A 19925-nucleotide genomic window follows, 5' to 3' on the forward strand; every position below is an offset into this window, starting at 1 on the left:
AAAGTATGTCGGAGCGGCCTAGGAAGAGGAAATTACAACGATTTACAGATGATATTTCAATGTTATTTAGGAGGCACCAGAGTGTATGAAATATCATCAACATGGCTTAAGTTGGCGCGTATGGGGGCAATGCCTAAAGTAGAGTCATTAAAAAATGAAATATCACCATCAGGATGACACATATGACTTAACCAAACTAACATTTTTTTTATGACCGCTGATAGATATATTATATCCAACTTTTCGTCCATAGAGTAAAGACTTATTAATTGATATATATCTAATAAGTCTTCTAAAAAAATTGAATGATACATTGGGGTTAATTCAAAATTTCCACCATCTACTAACACTTGCTCCTGTATTTCTTTTTGATATATTTTCAAACCTTTCTGCAACCAGACCTTAGACTCTTTAGAGTTAAAAAATATCCCAGAAAAAATCAATGCTTTAGCATTGGAAAAAAGATGATTTGCTAAAATATGCCATTCAATATTTTTAGATAAATGTTCAGCTTGTAAAGCTAATGACTGTAATTGAGCTGTATTGAGGTTATTTCCAGCTAATGCCCATTTAATCCAATTTACAATTCTTAAAGAGGTTGGATAAGGCTCCCAAGCATTACCTAATGCATATGGGTTCTGTTCGATCCATTGATCAATCAAGCTATAATGCCAATGTTGACGCTCCAATGCTTCTTTTGCATTGAGATCATCAAAATAATGTAAATTATAAAGCCATAGTTTATCTTGTTCTTTTGCATTCCAATCTAGACTAGAACCTACTTTCCCTTTTTTATTCAAAAAATAAAACTCTTTTTCACCAATCATTGAAATTGGCTTCTCTATAAAATTACTCCACTTGTTTTTAACTTCTCTTAAGTTTAATGAAAACTCTTTTTTCTGCACTCTAGGCTTTAATAAAATATAATGCAGTCGATAATACAACTGCACAAATTTTAAGTACTTAATAGTATGAATAAGTTTTTTTATATTCATAACACTACTGTGCTCTCAAAATTTCAGTGGCTTGAATGGTCATACGTGCAACTTCAAAAATTTCATCTGCTGGAATAGGTGACTCCTTGCCTTGACGAATACTCTCAACGAAAGCAGCCGCACAAGCATCTTGCCCTTTGTCCTGACGCCACAAATTCATTTTATTAAAGCCAGACCAGCCAAAACCTTTAAGTTTACGGAAGTTATCAAGTTGTAATACACGACCTGCAGCAAAGACTTCTACTCGCTCTTTAGGAAAACTTGATGCTCCGTTCGCCAAGTAGAAAATTGTTCCAAATGAACCATCTTCAAAACCTAAAGTAATGCTTGCTTTATCTTCAAGGACTTGTACAGCATCGGTTTCACCCATACGTCTAGCTTGAACAGACACAATTTTTGAACCTGCTAAAAAGCGCATTAAATCTATGAAGTGACATGCCTCACCAATAATACGCCCACCGCCTACCGCATTATCCTGTGTCCAGTGGTCTGCAGGAATTGCGCCTGCATTCATAGTCATAATAAAGCTTTTAGGCTCTTTAACTGTGTCGAGTAAGGCTTTCATTTTTTGCACTTGAGGTGCAAAACGACGGTTAAAGCCCACCATGACACGGGCATATTGTTTATTTTCTATATTGTGATTATAAGCCTGTTCAACTTTTTCTATTTCTTCTACCGTCAACGCCAATGGCTTTTCTACAAAAACATTTTTACCCGCTAACAGCGCTTTTTCTACAAAATAGGCATGGCTATTATGTCGTGTTGCAATTGCTACAGTATTTACATCTTGATTGCTTAATAAGGCATCTATATCTGTCGATGCTTCTGCAAATCCTGCCTTTTCACCATGAATCACCCCATTGATACCACCAGAAGTTACAATGGTATGCAGTTGTGAAGCCGCTTTTTTAAATGCAGGAATTAAAATACGTGAAGCATAATTGCCTGCACCAATAAAACCAACGACAGCATTTTGTGCATCAATCTGAATTGGTTTTAAAATGACTTTCTTTTCTGTTCGTGTTTCTACGGCCGAATTGTATTTAAGTAAAATACCCAAACCTGATTTATCTTCCGTTAAAACATCATAAGCTTTTGGCGCATCTTCAAATTCAAAACGATGGGTAATTAAGGCATCTACATTTAATGTGCCTGCCGCCATCATATCCAACACTGCAACAAAGTTACGCTGTTCTGTCCAGCGAACAAATCCTACCGGGTAATCCTGTCCTTTTTCTTCATAAGCAGCATCGTAACGACCTGGTCCATAAGAACATGACACCTGAAAGCTCAGTTCTTTTTCATAGAAGTCTGCACGATTTAACTCTAAACCTGTTACACCAACTAAAATAATACGGCCTCGTTTGCGACTCATACGTGCGGCTTGTGTAACAGGATCGCTCACTTTGGTTGATGCAGTAATAATGACACCATCTACCCCTGTACCACGACTAAATGCTAAACCTGCAGCAACAGGGTCTTCACCTTTGGCAGGGTTACAAACTTCTGCACCAAACTGTTTGGCAAGTTCGAGTTTGCTTTGGTCAAAGTCAATAGCCAATACACGGCAGCCATTTGCTCTTAGCATTTGAATGGTGAGTAAGCCAATTAAGCCTGCACCTGTAACCACAAAGCTTTCACCTATGGTTGGTTGTGCCAGACGAATGCCTTGCAAGCCAATACTGGCAACAACTGTAAAAGAAGCTGCTTCATCAGTTACATTGTCGGGTATTTTTGCACATAGGTTTTTTGGCACTTTGACCATGTCTGCATGTGGACCATTTGAAACAACACGATCACCGACTTTAAAGTCTTCTACACCCGCCCCAACTTCATGAACTATACCAACATTGCAATAACCGAGTGGTAATGGTTGTGCCAGTTTGGACTTTACTGCGTCATAGGTAGTAAGCAGCCCATCTGTTTGGACTTTTTCAAGTACCATTTTTACTTTTTCTGGTTGTTGGCGAGCTTTATCCAACATAGAAGCTTTACCAAAACCCACTAACATGCGCTCTGTACCTGCTGAAATAAGCGAAGTAGTGGTGGAAATAAGTAAATGCCCTCTAGAGCACTGTGGTACTGGTGCTTCTGTTACGGTTGTACCGCCTTTTGCCATATCTTGAAGGATTTGTTTCATGAGAAGACCTAAATTATGGAGTATTTGCTAATTTAATTAATAATTCCCTTTGCTGTTTCCATTTAGCAGCAGGGTCTGGATAATTTTTTGTAAAAATTTCTTCACCATTCTCTACTAACTCAGAAACCAATTCTGAATGACTAGATAAATAGAATATTTTTTCAGCGATTTCAGCAGGATTAAATGGATCTACATATAAAGCAGCATTCTCACATGAAGCATGAGCAAAATCAGTGTCAGAAATAATTAAAGGCCTTCTTGCACACATTGCTTCAGGATACACAGCTGTTGAAGCTTCCGCACTGCTTAAGCTCATAATAATATGAGAACGCAAATACACTTTAGCGATTTCAGAATTTGGAATATGGCCCAATGTTTTAACATAGTCAGTAACACCTAAATCTGTTGCTAACTTTAAAATATTCAACCACCCCTGAGAAGCTGGGTCTAAACTCAAATAAAAACAAAATTTTTTTTGTGGATTAATTTTCAACAATTCAGCTGCAATTTTTGGAAAGCTTTCATAATTTTTATGGCGATAATACCCACCAGGAACAAAAATATTAATCTGGTTATTCTCTGGTGAAATATTTTCTCTATTTTCTAAAATTGATTTTTTAAAAGCTGGACTATAACTATTATGGATAACAAAAACTTTTTTAGGATCAAACTTAAATTTTTGTAGTAAACGTGATCTAAAAGTTTCAGTTTCAACAACAATATATTCACTATTTCTTTTAAAAAATAAGGCCTTAACAGAATCTACTATTTCTTCTTTAATTTTATCCAATTTACTTGGGTAATTCTTTCTAGACTCTGGGTATAACATTTTCGGCAAAGCAAAGCCTTGTAGAAATTTTGATTTAGGCTTCCAATAAGCAGGACCAAAGACACAGAAAGTTAGATCAGGTTTATAAAGCTCTTCAAAAGCAGCCAGCTGTTTACCTTGTTTAATTTTATGTAATATAGAAACATTTTCGAACTTTTGATAAGCAATGAAACTACTTTTAATTTCATCAGTAAGTTGCTGATCAATTTGAGGAGAAGCAGCAACAATAACTTCAAAATCAGAATCATTGGTCAAATTTTGAATAATACTTAATCCAACTTGAACCCCTCCTCCAATACTCAGTAAAGAACAATCAAGAAATATTTTCATTGCATGACAACCATAAAGATAAAGTATTTAGAAAATGAGAAGACATATATTCACTGCTGTATCTATTAAACAAAAATGAAGAATACTTACCATATTCTGCAATAGTATTTTCATCCTTATACAGTCTCATGACTTCAGTTAAGTTTTCAGCACTACCTGATTTAAAGATGTGACCATTTTTATTCGGATGAACAATATGACAAGAGCAGCCTGCAGCATCCGATACAATAACGGGCATTCCGCAATAAAGTGCTTCGCTTGCTACCATACCCCAACCATCATATCTGCTAGGTAATATAAATACATCACAAGCTTTATATACTGATTTAATATTTTTTGAATCAACTACACCGCGAAAAAGCACCTGATCTTCTATATTCAGCTCTTTTGCCATCATCTTATAATCAAAATTATTTTTTTGATTTCCAACTAAAATTAAACACCATTCAGGATTATTTTTGAACTCGTTAGCAAAAGCTTTTAACAAAATATCAATACCTTTTAAAGGATATAGGGACCCTACAAATAAAAAAGCTCTTCTCTTTTTCTTAAATTCTAGAATTTTTAAATCAGCTACACAATCACTTAACTGATTAAAAGAATAGGGTAAGATTTCAATTTTATCGGGTTTTATACCCCATTTGATAAAATCATTTTTTGCATACTGAGAAATTGCAAATGCTCCTAGTGCATACTTATTGACATAATAAGCATGTAGTCTTTTTCTAGGATAGGATAAATACCACTTCCATCCTGGAGTGGCTTTCTCGCTCCAATGCACCCATGTAATATTATTCTGACAGAAAAAATCTCTTAATTTACGTGTAAATTTATGGCTATAACCTAAAATTATATGTACATATTCTTTTAATTCTCGAGCATCTGGTGTATAGGTATTAGGATCTACAAAAGTTTCATAGCCTTTAAGATTAAAAGTTGAGGACCATCCCATTTCCTCCCTTTCTGGAAAAACCTCTTGATAATAATAGACTTTCAGTCCATTATTTTTACTATAAATAGAATCAAAAAATTGAGATTGATGATGGGATGGAATATTCATCCATATCATTATTTTCATAAAATCCTCTTTATTTTGGAAAATAATACTGATAGTTGAATAACAAAATAAACAAAAAAACAATTAATAAAAAAAGCAGATATTGCCATCCAATCTCCTCTAAAAGTTCCAATAAAAGAAATTAAGAAAAATAAAGAGCAGCTAGCTAAAAAAACATTTTTTGAATATTTCAATATTCCAAATGCAATACTCAATAATAATCCAAAAATAATAGGAAAAATTATAAGACCAAACCATCCTAAATTATATACAGATTCACCTGGTATACCTGCTGCTAATGACAACCCTGGTCCATTCAAAGGCGCCCCCACCATATCGTGTGCTAACTGCTTTCCAAAGCCAACAGGTTTATCAACCCAAATAAATCTAGGCACAGGTGTAACCAAAATAGTCTTCACACTACATAATAAGCATGGATCTTGGGAATACTTATTTACTGAAAATGCAACCATATCGTTAAGATTATAAAAACTTTCATCTTCAACTGCTGAGCTATTTGTCACAGTCTCAAAATTAATATTAGATTTAAAGTCTTTAAAGTCTAAAAACTCTGTAGATCTAAACTGAGAAAGAACAAAAATTGCAGGTATAATAAATGCAAAAATACCAATATAGGTAAATATTTTTTTATAAACTTTTCTGGAAAAAATACCTTTATAACAACATATATCAACAAGCAATATTGAAAGAAATAAGTAGAGCAAACCACTCCTTACACCTGTGGAAACCACAGTAATTATAGACATTAATAAAAAAACATACCAATAAGCTTTATAAGATTTTTTATCAGTAAAATTATAAACAAATCGAGAAATAATTAATAATAAATAAACACTCCTTGTTATCAAGTTAATTATGGTTGAATATTTTTCTAAATTACCACCTTCAAATATAGAAGTTTTATAAAAACGAGTTAAGATAGAAAAAATATCTGCACCACTAAATATAAAAATTAAAAAAGGAATACTGAGAAATATTCCTGCACCGCATAAGAAATAGTTTTCATTAAAATTAAAGTTTTTATTATATATCATATCCTTTTTTAAAAACTTTATAGCCAATATACTTATTGTAGTAAACAATAAAGTTAAGTTAATAAAATGATAAATTAGAACATTATTAGATGTTTCAACAAAAAAACGTGGTGGATCTAAAAAAAATATTATTTGAGAAAAAAGTATAAAAAAAATAGGAGATATAAAAAAAGAATCTTTAGTAAAAATTATTTTATGAATTGCAAAAATCAAAAAACAAAACAATAATAACAATACTGAAAACATTTCCATTATACCTTAAAAAACTGTAATCGTTTATCCAACCAAACTTTGGATGAATAAGATTTATTAACAAGTAAGATAGCATTTTTGGCTAAAATCTCTCGTTTAAAACTATCTTTTACTAAATTTTCTATTTCTTTCGATAAAATATCTGCATCATTAGGTTCCACTAAGATCCCTGCTTCAGAGTTTTCTAAAACTTGTTTTAATCCTCCAATATTACTTGCAATTACAGGCACCCCTAAAGCCATACCTTCAAGCATAGATAAAGAGGTTGCTTCCACATAATCACCTAAAGGAACAGAGGGGATAATAGAAATTAATGCATTTGCTGTATAAGCAATAGATTCTTCATATACTAAGCGCCCTTTAAAAATGACTCTATCTTGGATCCCTAATTCTTTTGAAAGAGTAACTAAATTATTATATTCATCCCCCATACCAACAATAACAAGCTTAATGTTTTTATCAATTTTAGCTTTAGCAAAAGCTTTAATTCCTACATGCACACCACATTTTCTATATAAGTGTCTAGAGATAATTATATATTTATCAACATTTCTTTTCTTTTCTATAGTTTTTAAAAAATCAATATCAACTGCATTCGGTAATACAATATTATGAATTGCATACCCCAGTTTTTTTTCTATAATATCTTTTTGCTTATCATCCACACATACAAAACCATCACATTTTTTTAAATATGTTAATTCAGTCAGTTGGATTTTTTTAAGATCATCTTTATTATGCTGAATTTTCATTAAACTATATTGTTCATAAAATGGAGCATGTACAGTATATATCGTCTTATAAGCATATTTTTTTTCTTCTTTAAACTGTACAGCAGCAACTAATGAAGCAAAATCATGACAATCTACTATTTTGGTATTTTGCGTTATTTTTTTACTTAAAACACTTTTCAGACCTTTGACTTGAATAGCAAAATGAAAGTAAGCTCTTGTAGGAACAACTTTCTTAGCTATATATGAATATAACGAAAATACCTTACTTTTCCCTAAAGATACACAGTGGTTGATTTGCTGCCTATTCAACTCATCATTTAACACTCTTAAATGAGTACCTACACCACCTGTATTGAAGCTTCTATGCCCACTTAAGACAATAATTTCAGACATTTTGACTACTCTTTAAAAAATAATATATATATAAGTTTTGATTAAAAGCATGTAACAAGTAGGACACTAAAAAGCTTAATGCCACTCCTAAAATACCATAACCCTTGTTTAATACTAAAGATACTAAACCAAGCACGAGAATGGCCCAAACTACATTACAATAAAACCCAAACATTTGCTTATTTACTGAAATGAAAAAATGGCCAGCAACAGCATTAAAACTATTTACCAAAGCAACTAATATAAAAACCCAAAACACATAAATTTTTTCTACATATGAATCTCCATATATTGGCAACACCAATAAAAGTACAATATATACAAAAAAAGAAACAAAAACTGTAATTAAAAAATTCAAAATAACACGCTTAAAATAAAATGCTAAACTTAACATTTTTTGATTTTTTGAAAATTCAGCTAGTAAAAGATTAGCTAATACTCCAGGTATAAAAAGAATTATACTGTACCATTGCATTGCAACTGAAAAAATAGCGATTTCACCACTTAATCCATTCGAATGCATAAGGGTATAAATTATACCTACAATTGGTGTTACTAATAATGCTGACAAAAAAACTGGGAAACCCTGCTTAATGTAACCAATTTGGCTACCTTGTTTATTATTTTCTATAATATAATTTTTTTTTAATTCCATTTGATTTAAGAAAATGTTTTTATTAAATAAGATAAAAAGTATAATGCTTATAGTATTCGCTAACCCAAAGCCAATAAAAATTAAATTTAGATCCTGTTTTATTGAAAAAAATATTAAAAAACACAAGATCAAAATTGCATTGAATATATTTAACTTTGCTATTTTAATTTTTTCCTCTTTTCCATATAAAACAGATACTAATATACTAAAAAAAACTATAGAAATTGCAGAAAAAACTATAGAAAAAAAACTAATTTCTTTAAAATAGCTTAAAGAATATACCCAATTATTCTTAATTAAAATGAATAATAATAAAAAAAATATCAATGAAACTAAAAAAATAATTTTAACTACTTTAGTTATAGTAAATAATACATTTTCACCAACAGCAATTCTTTTTGTTACAACAGCATTCAAACCCAAAGTTAAAAAAACTTGTATCCCTAAAAGACCATTATATAAAACCGCATACCTACCATAAACAGCATCTCCTAACAGCTTCACCATTATAATTGTTGAAACAATCATCAAGATTCTACTCACTGCATTTCCTATAATAAGAAATAGAGAGTCTGAATGCTGTTTCAACTTATTTAACATTCTAAACAGTACCCTTAGTATCAATTAAAACTGACATATTTGTATATGACAATTTTTTAAACTCCTTATGATCTACCAAAATCAAATGAATATCAGCTTTATCTTTTTCTTCCAATGAAATAAGTTGAATATTTGATGGTACATTCTCAGGTAGTTTTTCAATATTCGGCTCAATTGCCAAAATATTTAAACCTTGTTCTGCCAGTTTTTTTGTAATATTCAATGCAGGGCTTTCACGTAAGTCATCAATATCTGGTTTAAATGCTAAACCATAACAAGCTACAGTTACATCTTTAATGGTTTTTTCAGGGTTGGCTTGTAAAAATTCAGCAATCTTAATCTTTACTTGATCTATCACCCACTCAGGTTTACTGTCATTCACTTCACGTGCAGTACGAATTAAACGGGCCTGCTCTGGTGTTTTAGATACAATAAACCAAGGGTCAACTGCAATACAGTGCCCCCCCACTCCAGGACCTGGTTGTAAAATATTGACTCGCGGATGGCGGTTAGCAAGCTGAATCAGTTCCCATACATTTATATCTAACTTGTCACAAATAATAGAAAGCTCATTGGCAAAGGCAATATTCACATCACGGAATGAATTTTCAGTCAATTTACACATTTCTGCCGTACGTGCATTGGTTTCAATGCAATCACCTTTTACAAAAACTTTGTATAAATCAATTGCTGCTTGCGAACAACGAGGTGTCATTCCACCCACAATACGATCATTACTAATCAGCTCTTGTAGCACTTTACCTGGCAATACGCGCTCTGGGCAGTGAGCAATTAGAATATCTGTCTGTTCACCAGCCTGTTGTGGAAAACTTAAATCTGGACGTGCTTCACTGAGCCATGTCGCCATTTGCTCAGTAGCGCCTACTGGTGAAGTAGATTCTAAAATGACTAAATTTCCTTTCACCAAGTATGGTGCAAGCGCTTTCGCTGCAGATTCGATGTATTTTAAGTCTGGCTCATGGTTATCTTTAAAAGGGGTCGGTACAGCTACAATATAAGCATCTGCAGCAACAGGACTTAATTGTGTAGAAAGCTTTTGTTGTGCAACCACATCACGCACTAAAGCATCTAAATCTGGTTCTACAATATGAACCTTGCCCTGATTAATTAAATCTACCGCATGCAGGTTAACATCTACACCTGTAACTTTTACCCCATGTGCAGCAAAGGTGGCCGCTGTTGGCAAACCAATATAACCTAAACCAATAACACAAATATGTTTGAACTTCTGCATTTTTTACTCAATTTATTTATTTAAAGCACGAATAATTTGTTGACTCGCGGTACCATCACCATACGGGTTGTGCGCTGCCGCCATCGTTTGATACAAGTCTGTATTTTCTAATAGCTCAATCACAGACTGTTGTATCAGTGCTGCATCGGTGCCTACAAGTTTGACTGTACCCGCCTCTACCGCTTCTGGGCGCTCGGTTGTATCTCTCATCACCAATACTGGTTTACCCAAAGAAGGGGCTTCTTCCTGAATACCGCCAGAGTCGGTTAAAATCAAATAACTGCGGTTCATTAAATACACAAAAGGTAAGTAGTCTTGCGGTGCGATTAAATAAATATTAGAAATGCCCGATAGCAATTCATTCACAGGCTTTTGTACATTTGGGTTTAAGTGGACAGGATATACAATTTGCACATCAGGATACTGTTTTGCAATATTTGCCAATGCTGTACAAATATTTAAAAAGCCCTGACCAAAGTTTTCTCGGCGGTGACCAGTCACCAAAATTAGTTTTTTTGTCGAATCTAAAAAGTTAAATTGCTGCTCAAACTGAGCAATAACCGCCCGATCTGTTTCAACCTTTTCTTTTACAGTAAGCAAAGCATCAATCACCGTATTGCCTGTGATGGTAATATTTTTCGGGTCTATATTTTCTTTAATTAAATTATTATAAGAAGACTGAGTCGGCGCGAAATGATAAGTGGTTAACGCGCCTGTAAGTTTACGATTTGCTTCTTCAGGCCAAGGTGAATAAATATCGCCCGTACGCAAACCTGCTTCTACATGACCAACCGTAATTTTATGATAATACGCAGCTAAAGAGGCGGCAAAAGTTGTGGCAGTATCGCCATGCACTAACACAACATCTGGTGTCCATTCAGCAAAAACTTGCTCTAAGCCTTTCAATACACCAGAAGTAATGTCAGACAAGGTTTGTCCTGGCTTCATTAAATTTAGATCAAAATCTGGTGTTAAGTTAAAAAGTTCCAGTACCTGATCTAGCATTTGTCTATGCTGACCTGTTACGCACACTTTAGTTTCAAAACTGCCTTCTTGTTGTTTTAATTGTAATGCCAATGGCGCCATTTTAATTGCTTCTGGTCGTGTACCAAAGACCAGCAATACTTTCTTTTTCACTATACTACCCTATAACCGAATTGAACTATCTTGCTTATCTAATGCATATTTTAAATCATAAAGTACGTGCTTAGCTTTACCCAAAGCATGTATTTCTGCCGCTGTCATTTGTTTAAACTGATCATGAGCAACTGCTAAAATAACCGCGTCATATTCATTATTCTGCAATGCACTGATTGGAGCCAAACCATATTCATGCTCCACTTCTTTTGGGTCCACCCACGGGTCATAAATATCTAAATCCAGCTCATACTCTTTTAAAGCCTGAACCATATCAATAATTTTTGTGTTGCGAATATCTGGACAGTTTTCTTTAAAACTCAAGCCCATCACTAAAATTTTTGAACCCACCACTTGTATACGCTGCTTAACCATTTCTTTAATCAATTGTGTTGCAACATATTCACCCATACGGTCATTTAAACGACGTGCTGCTAAAATAATTTCTGGATGCAAGCCTAAAGACTGTGCTTTATGGGTTAAATAATACGGGTCTACCCCAATACAGTGCCCACCGACTAAACCTGGACGGAAAGGTAAAAAATTCCACTTGGTTCCCGCAGCCTGTAAAACCGCTTCAGTATCTATACCCAACTTATTAAAAATAACAGCCAATTCATTAATTAAAGCAATATTCACATCACGCTGGGTATTTTCAATGACCTTAGCTGCTTCAGCCACTTTTATACTCGGTGCTTTATGTGTACCTGCAGTCACAATCAGTTGATAGACTGCATCGACAAAGTCTGCAACTTCTGGGGTAGAACCCGATGTTACTTTTAAAATATTGGTCACACGGTGCAGCTTATCGCCTGGGTTAATCCGTTCTGGACTATAGCCTGCAAAAAAATCCTGATTAAATTTTAAGCCTGAGACTTGTTCCAAAACTGGAATACAAGCTTCTTCTGTAGCACCTGGGTATACCGTAGACTCATACACCACTACATCGCCTTTTTTGAGTACTTTTCCAATACTGGTAGACGCTTTAATAAGTGGGGTTAAATCAGGTTGTTTAAATTCATCAATTGGCGTTGGAACAGTCACAATAAAAAAATTGCAGCTATTCAAATCATCTAAATTAGCGGAATAAGTCAGTTGTGTTGCTTGTTTAAGTTCTTCTGGAGACACTTCTAAAGTGTGATCTTGCCCACTTTGTAATTCTTGTATACGTTTTTGCTGAATATCAAAACCCACAACAGGCAGCTGCTTGCCAAATTCAACCGCTAAGGGTAAACCGACATAGCCTAAACCAATAATGGCAATTTTTAGGTCTGAGAGCTGTAGCATTTGAGCGCCTTTAAATTTATATCTGTATTTTATGAAGAGTGGATCTTTCGGCAGGGATACTAGCAGAAATTCATGAAATTTCTATTATGATTTGTGCTCAAATTACTTGAAACAGATCACAGTGTATAGTTTTTGTGAATATTCAACTTTTAAAATTTAGATTAAATCCACAATTTGTGGATTTAATCATTTCCTTTGCAAAAGATTTGACAGAATATGCAAATTGATTACAAATTGCTATGTACCTATTTTACAAGTTCGGTAAAATGACAGCAATTTATTTAAAAGATTTTAAAAAATTAATAATGGAATCTCGCGTGCGACACTTTCAACTGGCTGTTTTATTGGCATGTGGCATTGCCACTACGGGGTGCGCTGTCACCTCTGGTTTACAAACCTACGACTTACCTCGCGAAGGGGTTTACACCACCGACTTGGGTACAGCAGTCAATGTGATTAAACTCACGCAAGACTCAATGCTCGCAGTGCAACCTGCAGTACACAATATTCAGCAGGATTATGCGCATTTATTTAATACACGGCAGCGTCAATACACCTTAAGTTCAGGTGATATTCTCTCTATTTATTTATGGGCATATCCTGAAATTACCCCACCCACAAGTAGTGTAAGCAGTGAAAAGTCGGCAGAGTCAAATGGTTATCAAATTGACTCACAGGGTTATATTCAATTTCCTATTATCGGGCGTTATAAAGCCGCAGGTAAATCTTTAGCCCAAGTGAACCGCGAGTTACGCGGACAATTAGCGCGTTATTTAAAAACGCCAGATGTGATTGTGCGGGTGTTGTCTTACCAAGGACAGCGATACTCGGTACAAGGCAATGTTATGAAAGGTGGGCAGTTCTATTTAAATGATCAACCGATCAGTGTATATACCGCTTTAGGTATGGCAGGCGGGGTCAATGCTCAACAAGGTGACAATGCCTCAATGACTTTAGTCCGTCAGGGGCGTACTTATCAACTCAATACGGTAGAGTTGGAAAAAGCGGGGCTGTCATTGCACAACTTACTCATTCAGCCGAATGACACCTTATATGTCAATAACCGTGAAAACCAAAAAATTTATGTAATGGGTGAATCGGGTAAAAACCAATCCTTACCTATGCGTGATCAAGGCATGAGCTTAAGCGATGTATTGGGTGAAAGTCTGGGCTTAAACCCACTGTCTGCAAGCCGTAGTAAAATTTATGTGGTACGCAGTCAGCCCAATGCAGCACATACCGAAGTCTATCACATGGATTTAACTAGCATTGCCGACTTTGGCTTAGCCAATCAGTTTAAAATGCGCAGCAATGATATTGTCTATGTCGATGCATCAGGCTTGGCACGCTGGCAACGTGTGGTTAACCAAATTATTCCATTCTCAAATGCTTTATATAACCTAGATCGTTTGGGGAACTAATGAAAATTAATAACATTTTGGTGGTATGTATCGGCAATATTTGCCGTAGCCCCATGGCAGAATACTTTTTAAAAGAGCAATATCCACACTTGCATATTGAATCTGCAGGTATTTCAGGTTTAGTTGGTCATGCAGCCGATGACAAAGCCAGTTTATGTATGCAACGTCACGGCATCGACATGAGTCCACACGTAGCAAAAAAACTCAATGCAGAGCTGATTAAAAAAGCCGATTTAATTTTAGTCATGAGCCAAAATCAGCAAAAGCATGTGGAACAAACTTGGCCCTTTGCTAAAGGCAAAACCTTTAGATTGGGGCACTGGCAAAGTAAAAATGTTGCTGACCCATATCAGCACGATCAGGCCGTATTTGATGAAACCTGCACATTAATTCAAACCTGCATTGCCGACTGGAAAAAATATATCTAGTTTCTTGCTGTTCTAGATTTTTTGATATTCTACTTTTTTGATATTTAAACTATGAGCCAAACCGCCAACACCGAAGACACCATTGATTTAAAGGAATTATTTTTTTCTTTAATCGCACAATGGAAACTGATTATTCTTTGCGTTCTACTCAGTGTAGTCTGCGCTTTACTGTATTTAAGAACCACACCAGACACCTATGCAGTAGATGCCTTAGTACAGGTCGAAGATAGTAAAGGGGCCTCTGCAGCGCTATTGGGTGATTTGTCCAATATGATTGAGCAGAAATCGCCTGCACAAGCTGAAATTGAGATTTTAAAATCACGTTTGGTGTTGGGTAACGTGATTAATCATTTGAATTTAAATATTCGCGTTTCGGGTACAGAAGATAGTTTCTGGAACCGTTTATTGGCCAAGCATGAATATAACAGTGAGTATTCAGCGCAATCGGTGCTATTTAAAGACAATCAAAAAAGTTTTGATATTCGCCAGTTCGATATTCCGCAATACTTTCAAGATAAAAACTTAATCCTCAAATTTTCACAAGGCAAATACAGCCTGACGGATGCAGCAACCGAACAAGTAGTTTTTTCAGCGCCTTTAAACCAAGTCAGTCAATTACAGTCTGAATTTGGGGTTTGGAAAGTTGCCATTTTTAGTCAAGACAGCTTTGACGCTGCCTATAACATCCAAAAACAAAGCTTACCTGCTGCCATGAAAACCTTAACTGCCAACTACTCTGTGGCAGAAAAAGGTAAATTGACAGGTGTATTGGGACTGAATTACCAAGGGTCAGACAAACAACACATTACCCAAGTACTAAATGCCATTTTAGCGGCGTATAGCCAACAAAATATTGAGCGTCGTACTGCAGAAACGGCACAGACCTTAAAGTTTTTGGAAGACCAACTCCCAGAACTGAAACAACAATTAGATGTGGCAGAACGTGAATTTAACCGTTTCCGCCAACAGTTTAATACGGTAGATGTCACCAAAGAATCTGAGTTGTACTTAACCCAAAGTATTACTTTGGAAACCCAAAAAGCGCAGTTAGAGCAACAAGTGGCTGAAGCTGCTGCCAAATACACCAATGAACACCCTGTCATGCAGCAAATGAATGCGCAATTGGGTGCGATTAACAAACGAATTGCTGAATTAGACGGAACACTTAAACGCTTACCTGAACTACAACGCCAATATTTACAACTGTTCCGTGAAGTTGAGGTGAAACAACAACTGTATACAGGCTTGCTTAACTCTTACCAACAACTACGTATTGCTAAAGCAGGTGAAATTGGTAATGTGCGTATTGTCGATACCGCTGTAGAACCAATTGAGCCAATTAAACCAAAGAAATTACAAATTTTAATTTTGTCCGTTTTCTTGGGTGGTTTTCTAGGCACATTGTTGGCATTACTGCGTAATATGTTGCGTTCAGGTATTAAAGACTCGAACCAGATTGAAAATGAACTGGATTTACCGGTTTATGCCACTGTGCCACGTTCGCCTGTACAAGAAAGTCGTATTAATATTCTGAAAAAGAAAAAGAATATTCCTATTCTTGCAGTTAAAAACAGTGATGATATTGCCATTGAAAGCCTGCGCAGCATGCGTACTGCCATTCACTTTGCCTTAGGTAATGCCAAAAACAATATCATTATGATTTCTGGTCCTGCACCAGAGTTGGGTAAATCATTTATTTCAACCAACTTAGCTACCATTTTGGCGCAAAGTGATAAGCGCGTATTATTGATTGATGCCGATTTACGTCGTGGTTATATGCACAAATACTTTAATCACGACCCTAAGCCTGGCTTAACCGAATACCTGAATGGTCAACAAGAGTTAGGCAGTGTTGTGCGCAATACTGAAGTTGAAAATTTAAGCTTCATCAGCCGTGGTAAAAGTCCTGCCAATCCGTCAGAGTTGTTAAGTACGCAAAAATTTGCAGACATGCTCACGCACTTGTCTAGTCAGTTTGACCATATTCTGATTGATACCCCACCAGTCCTTGCGGTAACCGATGGGATTATTATTTCACAATATGCAGGTGTGAATTTGGTTGTGGCACGTTATGGCAAAACTCAAATGAAAGAGCTTGAACTGACTGTTAACCGCTTTGAACAGGCTGGCGTGAAAGTCAACGGCTTTATTTTGAATGATATTCAACGTGAAGCGGGCGGTTATGGCTATGGTTATAACTATGCTTATGCCTATAAAGCCAATAAGGATGAGGATTGATTTATTCAATCTACCCTTTTTGCCGGCGCTAGGCTTTCCCCTTAGTCAAAGGTGAGCTATATATAGCAAAAGCCACCAACGTTAAAATCCCTCCTAACCTCCCTTTAAAAAAGGGAGGAATGTTTCATTACAAAGCCTCTGCTTGTGCTAACCTCCCCTTTGAAAAAGGTGAGCTATATGCTCGTGCTAACCTCCCCCTTTATCAAAGGGGGATTGAGGGGGATAAAAAAAATCTAAAAAGATGAGCCATGTATGTCGCAAGAAAGCTAATTAAAAAATAAACCACTTTTTAAAACAAAGAATAAAAACCATGCAACCCTATAACAAAAATTTAAAACATAACTCACGACAGTTAAGAAACAATATGATCGAAGCAGAACAAAAACTCTGGTTACGACTGCGTCAAAAACAAATCTTGGGCTTACAGTTTTATCGGCAAAAGCCTATTCTGAATTTTATTGTAGATTTTTACTGTCCTGCGGCAAGTTTAATTATTGAATGCGATGGCAGCCAACATTTGAACGAAAAAGGCTTAAAGTATGATTTATTACGTGATCAGGCTTTAACACAGTTAAATTTAACGGTGTTAAGATTTAACAATTTACAAATTTTGCATGAACTCGATGCAGTCGTCCAAACGATTGAAAATGTGATTTTAAGTCAACACGCTGATAATCCCTCCTAGCCTCCCTTTAAAAAGGGTGGGAGCATTTATTACAAAGCCCTTACTAGTGCTAGCCTCCACCGTTTACAGAAGAACTTTCTTCTGAAATTTACAACAATACTCAACAATTCACATTGCAAAAATCCACTCAAAAACCTATCTTGGTTACAGTTTATAAACGCTGAGAATATATAAGAATGTTTCCACCCAAAGCGCTGTTGGCGACACTGGCATTAAGCTCATCCTTAACCTTTGCCCAAGGCATTGTCTTAAATGACCAAAACTTACGTACCGATTTAAACTGGCTAAATCAGCAAGGCGTCATTCAAATTAGTACGTCAACTTGGCCTATGAGTGGTGATGAAATTCAACGTGCACTTTCTCAAGCCAATGTCAGCAACAACAATCAACAAAAAGTCATAGATGCAGTGGTGGCACATTTAAATGCCAATAACCAACTACTCAAAGCCTCGCTTTTTGCAGAAACAGATCAAAAGAATATTCCACAAGCCTTTGGCGACCAACAAAAAGCGCAATATCAAGCAGGCTTGGAACTCAATGCAGGCAATCAACACTGGGATGCTAAAATTCGGGTCAATGCAGAAAAAGACCCACAAATTGATAACGATCAAGATGTCAATGTTGAAGGTTCCTATATTGCAGCCAAGCTTTGGAATCAATGGCTCATTGCAGGGCAAATTCCAACCTACTGGGGGCCTGCCCATGACGGCAGTTTAATTCGTGGTGATGCCAGCCGCCCAGTTTACGGCGTAACTATGCAACGTGCCGAACAACAAGCTTTCAGCAACAAATGGTTATCATGGATTGGTCCATGGCAATACCAAGCTTTTGCAGGTCAATTGCATGATTACGATACTGTGCCCGATGCAAAACTGATAGGTTTACGTGTTACAGCACAACCACTGCATTATTTAGAACTTGGGGCATCACGTGCAATCCAATGGGGTGGTGAAGGTCGACCTGAAAGTTTTGATTCACTCTGGGATGCGGTTATTGGTAAAGATAATGTGTATGGTGATACCACCAATCCCTCTAACCAAGTGGCAGGATTTGATGCACGTTTGAACCTACAGCCCTTGGTACAAGTTCCAATGGGAATCTATGCACAATATGCAGGTGAAGATGAAGCAGGTGGCTTACCCGCTAAAAAAATGTATCTGGCTGGGGTAGATTATTCATCAAGCTATCAAAATATGCCGTTCCAACTCTATACCGAATGGGCAGATACCCGTACCAATGGTAAAGCACAAGGCATTACTTATAATCACAGTGTCTATAAAGGTGGTTTTTATCAACATGGCTACCCTTTAGCGCATGCCATGGGTGGTGATGGACAAATGATTTCAGTCGGTGGGGATATTCGTTTTGATCGTATGAACCGCGTGAATGCACGTATGTTGTTTGCCAAATTGAATGAATCCAATCGAAATACGAATTATGCTTTCCCAGAAAAAGACCAGTTAAAAGCTTTGGATTTGACTTGGACACACTATTTACGCCCAGATATTCCACTTAAACTGAATGGTTGGATCAGCGATTCAGATGCCCATGGCAATGATGGCGGTGCATCGATTGGCATTGAATTTCCTTTAGAAAAAGGGCTGTTTTCATATTAAATCTACCCGCTAGACCGAAATACTTCGTGGATGAGATCGACACCGATTTCATCCATTTTTCTAAGATTAAAAATTCAGCGTAACTCAACCATTTAACGCAAAATTTCAGGCAACGCCTTATAACTACGGCTTTTGCTTAATTCAATTTTCATTTTTTGCAGCATTTGATACGGTTGCTGCTGCACAAACATATTCACAAAACTTAAAGGAATCGAGCCCTCAGGGTTAGCATAGCCATAGGTACTGACTTTGACTTTTTGATTGCCCAGTTTTTGAAAGGTCCAGTCGCCTTCGTAATCTTGAATACGCACATAATCTGGGTTCAAGGGATAGCCCCCCTCAATGGCTTTATTTTGAATACTGATAATACCTTGTGCATCTTTACTCATTTTACCTTTGACCACTAAATCACGATCTTTTAGCGGAAAAGGAAAATCCAGCACCATATATAGTAAGAACTCACCTTTTTGGTCATCGCGTGACAAAACTTTGACACTGCCCACATAAGGCACCCATTTCACGGCATGATCAACATCTAAAATTAAGGCAGCAGCTTTTTCTAAAGGTACATTGAAGGTGGTTTCGGCCTTATACACAAACACCGGGCTAGACTGCTGTTGAAAGGTCCAGACTTTAATATTGTTTTTATGTATGCTCAGTTTGGCATGTTCAATATTTTGTGCAGAGGCCGCACAAATACAGGTGCTTAACCCAAGCATCAACAGAGATTTTTTCATTTTATTTTGCATCTTATTTTAGTTTTATGTGGGGTCTGATGCGTCATCATCCATGACATCAGACCCTATTTTTAGCGGCAG

General features: G+C 36.0%; 16 protein-coding genes. 5 read left to right on the forward strand and 11 right to left on the reverse strand.

Annotation, left to right across the window (positions count from 1 at the left end; all coding sequences use genetic code 11):
- Positions 1-62 precede the first annotated feature (62 nt).
- The 10 genes from AC07E5_RS13720 to tviB are packed head-to-tail and all read right to left on the reverse strand — an operon-like array spanning position 63 to position 12719.
- The gene (locus AC07E5_RS13720) at positions 63-995 is read right to left on the reverse strand and encodes a heparinase II/III family protein (protein ID WP_498625674.1); all 933 of its coding nucleotides are present in this window, start codon (positions 993-995) and stop codon (positions 63-65) included.
- A 4-nt stretch (positions 996-999) separates the two neighbouring features.
- A complete protein-coding gene (locus AC07E5_RS13725; RefSeq protein WP_498625675.1) occupies positions 1000-3135 on the reverse strand; it encodes a bi-domain-containing oxidoreductase in 2136 nt (711 codons plus the stop codon).
- Positions 3136-3148: 13 nt separating this feature from the next.
- Entirely contained in the window at positions 3149-4294 is a 1146-nt protein-coding gene (locus AC07E5_RS13730; protein ID WP_498625676.1) for a glycosyltransferase family 4 protein, read from the reverse strand.
- Positions 4278-5372 carry a glycosyltransferase gene (locus tag AC07E5_RS13735; RefSeq protein ID WP_498625677.1) on the reverse strand — a complete coding sequence of 365 codons (1095 nt, stop codon included), beginning with the start codon at positions 5370-5372 and terminating at the stop codon, positions 4278-4280. Before AC07E5_RS13735 ends, AC07E5_RS13730 begins: the two co-directional genes overlap by 17 nt.
- A complete protein-coding gene (locus tag AC07E5_RS13740; protein WP_498625678.1) occupies positions 5369-6652 on the reverse strand; it encodes an O-antigen polymerase in 1284 nt (427 codons plus the stop codon). Before AC07E5_RS13740 ends, AC07E5_RS13735 begins: the two co-directional genes overlap by 4 nt.
- Before the next feature lie 5 nt (positions 6653-6657).
- The gene (locus AC07E5_RS13745; RefSeq protein ID WP_498625679.1) at positions 6658-7785 is read right to left on the reverse strand and encodes a glycosyltransferase family 4 protein; all 1128 of its coding nucleotides are present in this window, start codon (positions 7783-7785) and stop codon (positions 6658-6660) included.
- Positions 7778-8983 carry an MATE family efflux transporter gene (locus AC07E5_RS13750; RefSeq protein WP_498625680.1) on the reverse strand — a complete coding sequence of 402 codons (1206 nt, stop codon included), beginning with the start codon at positions 8981-8983 and terminating at the stop codon, positions 7778-7780. Before AC07E5_RS13750 ends, AC07E5_RS13745 begins: the two co-directional genes overlap by 8 nt.
- A gap of 58 nt (positions 8984-9041) precedes the next feature.
- The gene (gene wecC, locus AC07E5_RS13755; RefSeq protein WP_498625681.1) at positions 9042-10295 is read right to left on the reverse strand and encodes a UDP-N-acetyl-D-mannosamine dehydrogenase; all 1254 of its coding nucleotides are present in this window, start codon (positions 10293-10295) and stop codon (positions 9042-9044) included.
- Between the two features lie 12 nt (positions 10296-10307).
- A complete protein-coding gene (wecB, locus tag AC07E5_RS13760) occupies positions 10308-11432 on the reverse strand; it encodes a non-hydrolyzing UDP-N-acetylglucosamine 2-epimerase (protein ID WP_498625682.1) in 1125 nt (374 codons plus the stop codon).
- A gap of 9 nt (positions 11433-11441) precedes the next feature.
- Positions 11442-12719 (reverse strand): Vi polysaccharide biosynthesis UDP-N-acetylglucosamine C-6 dehydrogenase TviB, encoded by a 1278-nt coding sequence (tviB, locus tag AC07E5_RS13765; RefSeq protein WP_498625683.1) that lies wholly within the window; start codon positions 12717-12719, stop codon positions 11442-11444.
- A gap of 317 nt (positions 12720-13036) precedes the next feature.
- Here tviB and AC07E5_RS13770 point away from each other — a divergent pair, with 317 nt between their 5' ends.
- From AC07E5_RS13770 to AC07E5_RS13790, 5 genes are all read left to right on the forward strand, one after another.
- Positions 13037-14140: a polysaccharide biosynthesis/export family protein gene (locus AC07E5_RS13770; RefSeq protein WP_498625684.1), complete on the forward strand. Its 1104-nt coding sequence runs from the start codon at positions 13037-13039 to the stop codon at positions 14138-14140.
- The gene (locus AC07E5_RS13775) at positions 14140-14568 is read left to right on the forward strand and encodes a low molecular weight protein-tyrosine-phosphatase (RefSeq protein WP_498625686.1); all 429 of its coding nucleotides are present in this window, start codon (positions 14140-14142) and stop codon (positions 14566-14568) included. The genes AC07E5_RS13770 and AC07E5_RS13775 overlap by 1 nt, the downstream gene beginning before the upstream one ends.
- 51 nt (positions 14569-14619) lie before the next feature.
- Positions 14620-16806, forward strand: coding sequence for a polysaccharide biosynthesis tyrosine autokinase (locus AC07E5_RS13780; protein ID WP_498625687.1), 2187 nt, complete (start codon positions 14620-14622; stop codon positions 16804-16806).
- A 310-nt stretch (positions 16807-17116) separates the two neighbouring features.
- Complete coding sequence (locus tag AC07E5_RS13785) at positions 17117-17491, forward strand: endonuclease domain-containing protein (protein ID WP_498625688.1); 375 nt, start codon at positions 17117-17119, stop codon at positions 17489-17491.
- 176 nt (positions 17492-17667) lie between these two features.
- A complete protein-coding gene (locus AC07E5_RS13790) occupies positions 17668-19107 on the forward strand; it encodes a capsule assembly Wzi family protein (RefSeq protein ID WP_498625689.1) in 1440 nt (479 codons plus the stop codon).
- 92 nt (positions 19108-19199) lie between these two features.
- On the opposite strand, the gene AC07E5_RS13795 is transcribed toward AC07E5_RS13790, so the two are convergent.
- Positions 19200-19844 (reverse strand): START domain-containing protein, encoded by a 645-nt coding sequence (locus tag AC07E5_RS13795; protein ID WP_180159086.1) that lies wholly within the window; start codon positions 19842-19844, stop codon positions 19200-19202.
- Positions 19845-19925: the final 81 nt, after the last annotated feature.

It is taken from the genome of Acinetobacter seohaensis (assembly GCF_056431365.1).

What these genes read in the sequence shown, in the direction of transcription:
- AC07E5_RS13720 (WP_498625674.1), bottom strand. Translation starts at nt 995, where the DNA reads ATGAATATAAAAAAACTTATTCATACTATTAAGTACTTAAAATTTGTG.
- AC07E5_RS13725 (WP_498625675.1), bottom strand. Translation starts at nt 3,135, where the DNA reads ATGAAACAAATCCTTCAAGATATGGCAAAAGGCGGTACAACCGTAACA.
- AC07E5_RS13730 (WP_498625676.1), bottom strand. Translation starts at nt 4,294, where the DNA reads ATGAAAATATTTCTTGATTGTTCTTTACTGAGTATTGGAGGAGGGGTT.
- AC07E5_RS13735 (WP_498625677.1), bottom strand. Translation starts at nt 5,372, where the DNA reads ATGAAAATAATGATATGGATGAATATTCCATCCCATCATCAATCTCAA.
- AC07E5_RS13740 (WP_498625678.1), bottom strand. Translation starts at nt 6,652, where the DNA reads ATGTTTTCAGTATTGTTATTATTGTTTTGTTTTTTGATTTTTGCAATT.
- AC07E5_RS13745 (WP_498625679.1), bottom strand. Translation starts at nt 7,785, where the DNA reads ATGTCTGAAATTATTGTCTTAAGTGGGCATAGAAGCTTCAATACAGGT.
- wecC (WP_498625681.1), bottom strand. Translation starts at nt 10,295, where the DNA reads ATGCAGAAGTTCAAACATATTTGTGTTATTGGTTTAGGTTATATTGGT.
- tviB (WP_498625683.1), bottom strand. Translation starts at nt 12,719, where the DNA reads ATGCTACAGCTCTCAGACCTAAAAATTGCCATTATTGGTTTAGGCTAT.
- AC07E5_RS13775 (WP_498625686.1), top strand. Translation starts at nt 14,140, where the DNA reads ATGAAAATTAATAACATTTTGGTGGTATGTATCGGCAATATTTGCCGT.
- AC07E5_RS13780 (WP_498625687.1), top strand. Translation starts at nt 14,620, where the DNA reads ATGAGCCAAACCGCCAACACCGAAGACACCATTGATTTAAAGGAATTA.
- AC07E5_RS13785 (WP_498625688.1), top strand. Translation starts at nt 17,117, where the DNA reads ATGCAACCCTATAACAAAAATTTAAAACATAACTCACGACAGTTAAGA.
- AC07E5_RS13790 (WP_498625689.1), top strand. Translation starts at nt 17,668, where the DNA reads ATGTTTCCACCCAAAGCGCTGTTGGCGACACTGGCATTAAGCTCATCC.
- AC07E5_RS13795 (WP_180159086.1), bottom strand. Translation starts at nt 19,844, where the DNA reads ATGAAAAAATCTCTGTTGATGCTTGGGTTAAGCACCTGTATTTGTGCG.